The 3,850-nt window shown below is 42.3% G+C and carries 5 protein-coding genes; 4 read left to right on the top strand and 1 reads right to left on the bottom strand.

Features of this window, described 5'->3' with window-relative positions:
• A partial coding sequence (locus PX484_RS02900; protein WP_288102792.1) for a DUF2288 domain-containing protein occupies positions 1 to 200 on the bottom strand: 200 nt, incomplete at its 3' end.
• 135 nt (positions 201 to 335) lie between these two features.
• Here PX484_RS02900 and PX484_RS02895 point away from each other — a divergent pair.
• The 4 genes from PX484_RS02895 to PX484_RS02880 form a co-directional block, all read left to right on the top strand.
• Positions 336 to 908 carry a TetR/AcrR family transcriptional regulator gene (locus PX484_RS02895; protein WP_287668203.1) on the top strand — a complete coding sequence of 191 codons (573 nt, stop codon included), beginning with the start codon at positions 336 to 338 and terminating at the stop codon, positions 906 to 908.
• A gap of 31 nt (positions 909 to 939) precedes the next feature.
• Positions 940 to 2,223 (top strand): HlyD family efflux transporter periplasmic adaptor subunit, encoded by a 1,284-nt coding sequence (locus PX484_RS02890; protein WP_287766804.1) that lies wholly within the window; start codon positions 940 to 942, stop codon positions 2,221 to 2,223.
• 7 nt (positions 2,224 to 2,230) lie between these two features.
• Positions 2,231 to 3,403, top strand: a complete 1,173-nt coding sequence (devC, locus tag PX484_RS02885) for an ABC transporter permease DevC (protein ID WP_287668199.1) — start codon at positions 2,231 to 2,233, stop codon at positions 3,401 to 3,403.
• Between the two features lie 18 nt (positions 3,404 to 3,421).
• The coding region (locus tag PX484_RS02880) for an ATP-binding cassette domain-containing protein (RefSeq protein ID WP_288102790.1) at positions 3,422 to 3,850 on the top strand (429 nt) is incomplete at its 3' end.

Below are 3,850 nucleotides of genomic sequence, written 5' to 3'. Positions count from 1 at the left end.
TGTGTCGGTTTTTCTAGTAGTTTTTCCCCGATCCAATTCTGCACTTGAGCAACCTGATCACCAGCGATCGCTTCTGCCACTTCGATTAAATTGAGGGAATCGGAAACTAGGATCAGCGCATCCCTTTGAGCATGGGGGATCAAGTCACTCCACTCCACTTCGGCTAATTCCTCTAATAACTGCTCGTGAATATTACCCATACTGTCAATCCTTGCGAAAAAGCTCGCTCAATAACGAATTAGCTCCTCTTTCTAGCATACAGGCAAAGGGACAGCCGATTTCCCCATTCATAGTAATGTTAAGCTAAAATATAACGAACGTTCGATATTAAACTTATGCCTAAGATAGTAGATGTAGAACAATACCGAAAAGAACTCCTCTTAAAAAGTGCCGAACTCTTTGCCGAGAAAGGCTATGCTAACATGACGACGAGAGAATTAGCGCAAGGATTGGGAGTGTCCACGGGAACGCTGTACCACTACTTTCCCAGTAAAGCGGCACTTTTCGAGCAATTAGTCGAGGAGATGTGCCGGCAGGATGTTTTATTAGCTAAAGCCGAGATTGATCGAGGAAAAACCCTGACAGAAAAGCTAAAAATTCTCGGCAAATTTATGACTAATCGCGAGGATTACTGCATCAAACAATTATTCTTATGGATTGATTATTCTCAATACCAAGGACGAGAAGAACTGAGTCGTAGTCAACTTTTTGAGCGCGTTGATCGCCGCTATCATCAGGCAGTAATCGAGATTTTAGGTATTAGCGATCCGAGTGTAGCTTGGTTAGTTGTCAGCGTTATTAATGGACTGATATTAGAGCGCCTGTGGTGCAATGAACAGATTGCGATCGATGAACAAATGGAATTATTAGGTAAAATTCTTACTACTTATTTGCAGAAAAACTGTTAACCCCCAACAATCACTTATTAACTAAAAAATTATGAAAGGTAAAACTTTTGTGAAACCAAATCAAAAGTTAATAATCGGGTTAATAGTATTAGGCACAGGATTATTAGGAATAACCACCTTTTATAGTCTTTCCCAATTCGCCAGCAAACCCGAAACCAAAACCCCTGTAATTGCGTCGCCCGTACCGCAAAAAATCACCGCTTTAGGCAGAATTGAACCGAGGACAGAAATTATCAGCATATCTGCCCCGATGTTGCTTGATTCCGATCGAGTCATGCAATTATTAGTCGATGAAGGAGATAGCGTCAAAACGGGACAAATAATCGCCATTCTCGAAAGTCAGGAAAGATTAGAGGATAACCTGCGACAGGCACAAGAACAGGTGAAAGTAGCCGCAGCCAAACTAGAACAGGTTAAAGCTGGGGCAAAAGTCGGTGAAATCGATGCTAATGCCGCTAACGTGCGAAAAATCGAGGCACAATGGGTAGGGGATCAAGCAAACCAACGGACAACTATCCAAAGATTAACAGCGCAATTAGAAGGGGATAGGGCTGCCCAAAAAGCGACAATTGGCAAATTAGAAGCAGAATATCGCAATGCCAAAGCTGAATTTGATCGCTACGAAAAACTCTATCAAGAAGGGGCAATTTCCGCCTCTAGTTTTGATAGTAAAAGACTAAATTTAGAAACCAGTAATCAACAACTAACAGAAGCAAAAGTTACCCTAGAGAGAATTGAAAGCACCGGTAAACAACAGATACAAGAAGCTAAGACTACCCTAGCCCGGATTGAATCCACCGGTCAACAGCAGATCAAAGAGGCCAGATCCACTTTAAATCAAGTCTCGGAAGTGCGGGGAGTCGATGTGCGGGCAGCCCAAGCGGAGGTAAATGCTGCCCTAGTTGCCGTTAAAAAGGCCCAAACCGAGTTAAATCAGGCCTATATTCGATCGCCAATTACCGGCAAAGTGATTAAAGTCAATACCCGTATCGGGGAACAAATCAGCGATCAAGGAATTGTTGACCTTGCTGAAACCGAGCGCATGGAAGTAATTGCCGAAATCTATCAAAGCGATATCGGGAAAATTCGCAAGGGACAAACTGCCACGATTACCGGATCGGCGTTTAAGGGCGAAGTTAGCGGAAAAGTGCGCTTAATTGCTTTAAAAGTTGACCAACAAAATATCTTCAGCAATCAACCGGGAGAAAACTTCGATCGCAAAGTGATCTCTGTCCGCATTGCCTTAGATCGCGAAAACAGTCAAAAAGTGGCAGGTTTAACCAATTCCCAAGTAACTGTAACTATCAATGAGTAGGTTTTCCATGAAACTAAGCCATCTATTCAAAAAAACGCCCCTATCTTGGTTACAGGTGACGCGAGAGAAAACCCGTTTGATTGTAGCTATTGCCGGGATTGCTTTTGCTGACTTCCTAATTTTTACACAGTTGGGGTTTCGGGATGCCTTATTTGATGCTTCCGTTAAACCTCATTATGTTCTCGATGCGGATTTAGTCCTGATTAATCCCCAATTCGATACCCTCTTTGCGGTGAAAAGTTTCTCACGCGATCGCTTGTACCAAGCTAAAAGAGTCGAGGGTATTCAATCCTTAGCCTCAGTTTATATTGCTTCGGCCCAGTGGCGCAATCCCGAAACTTCCCTAGAAAGAACTACTTTAGTCTTTGGTTTTGATCCCAGTCAACGGGTTTTTACCCTCCCAGAAGTCAATCAAAAATCCAGTGATCTAAAGATGTTAAATCGCGTCTTATACGATCAAGCAGGAAGACCAGAATTCGGTCCAATTGCCGATTTACTCCAGAAAAACCCCGATTTGACAGTTCAGTTAAATAAAAAAGAGGTACAGGTAGCGGGAATTTTTACCCTTGGTGCCTCCTTTGCTGCCGATAGTAACGTCATTACCAGTGATTCTACCTTTTTAAGGCTATTTCCCGAACGTCAACCCCACGAAATCGATATAGGACTGGTGAAACTGCAACCGGGGGCAAATATCGAAGCAGTTAAGGCCAATTTACAGGCACTTTTCCCTAAAAATGAAGTAATAGTCCTTACTTTAAAAGAATTTGCTGAAAGGGAAAAAACCTATTGGGCAAATGGTACAGCCATTGGTTTTATCTTTGGTTTAGGTACAGTAGTCGGTTTTATCGTCGGTATCGTCATTGTCTATCAGATTCTCTATTCCGATGTCACCGATCACTTACCCGAATACGCTACCCTAAAAGCTATGGGTTACGGTGATTGGTATTTAGTCGGGGTTTTGATGCAAGAGGCTTTATTACTAGCGGTTTTGGGGTATATACCCGGGTTTATCGTCTCTCTCGGTGTTTATAATCTCGCTTCCTCCGCTACACTTTTACCCATAGTGATGACTACCGCTAGGGCGATCGAAGTTTTAATCCTAACAATTATTATGTGTATTGCCTCTGGAATTGTCGCCATGGGCAAATTAAGGACAGCAGATCCAGCCGATATTTTCTAAGCTATCAAGGGTGAAATAATGCCGATTTTTCAAAAAGAGCGAGAATTAGTCGATTTTAGCCCTAATGAACCCGTAATTGCCATTAAAGGCTTAAATTACTATTTTGGCACGGGGGAATTAAAAAAACAGGTTTTATACGATATCGATCTGGAAATTAAAGCGGGGGAAGTAGTGATTATGACTGGTCCTTCGGGATCGGGGAAAACTACTTTATTGAGTTTAATGGGAGGTTTGCGATCGGCACAAGCGGGCAGTTTAAAAATTCTCGGCCAAGAAATGTTAGGAATTAGTAAGGGCAAAATGCTGAAAATTCGCCGACAAATTGGCTATATTTTTCAGTCACATAATTTACTAAAATTCCTCACAGCGAAACAAAACGTAAGGATGTCTTTGGAACTGCACGAGGAGTTTTTAGAACAAGATCTCGATCAAAAAGCGGCGGCAATT

It is taken from the genome of Microcystis sp. M49636_WE2 (assembly GCF_030065375.1).
In the GTDB taxonomy this organism is placed as follows: domain Bacteria; phylum Cyanobacteriota; class Cyanobacteriia; order Cyanobacteriales; family Microcystaceae; genus Microcystis; species Microcystis aeruginosa_C.
Note: the sequence above shows the minus strand (reverse complement) of the source record. Positions and strands in the feature narration are given on the sequence as shown.

What these genes read in the sequence shown, in the direction of transcription:
- PX484_RS02895 (WP_287668203.1), top strand. Translation starts at nt 336, where the DNA reads ATGCCTAAGATAGTAGATGTAGAACAATACCGAAAAGAACTCCTCTTA.
- PX484_RS02890 (WP_287766804.1), top strand. Translation starts at nt 940, where the DNA reads ATGAAAGGTAAAACTTTTGTGAAACCAAATCAAAAGTTAATAATCGGG.
- devC (WP_287668199.1), top strand. Translation starts at nt 2,231, where the DNA reads ATGAAACTAAGCCATCTATTCAAAAAAACGCCCCTATCTTGGTTACAG.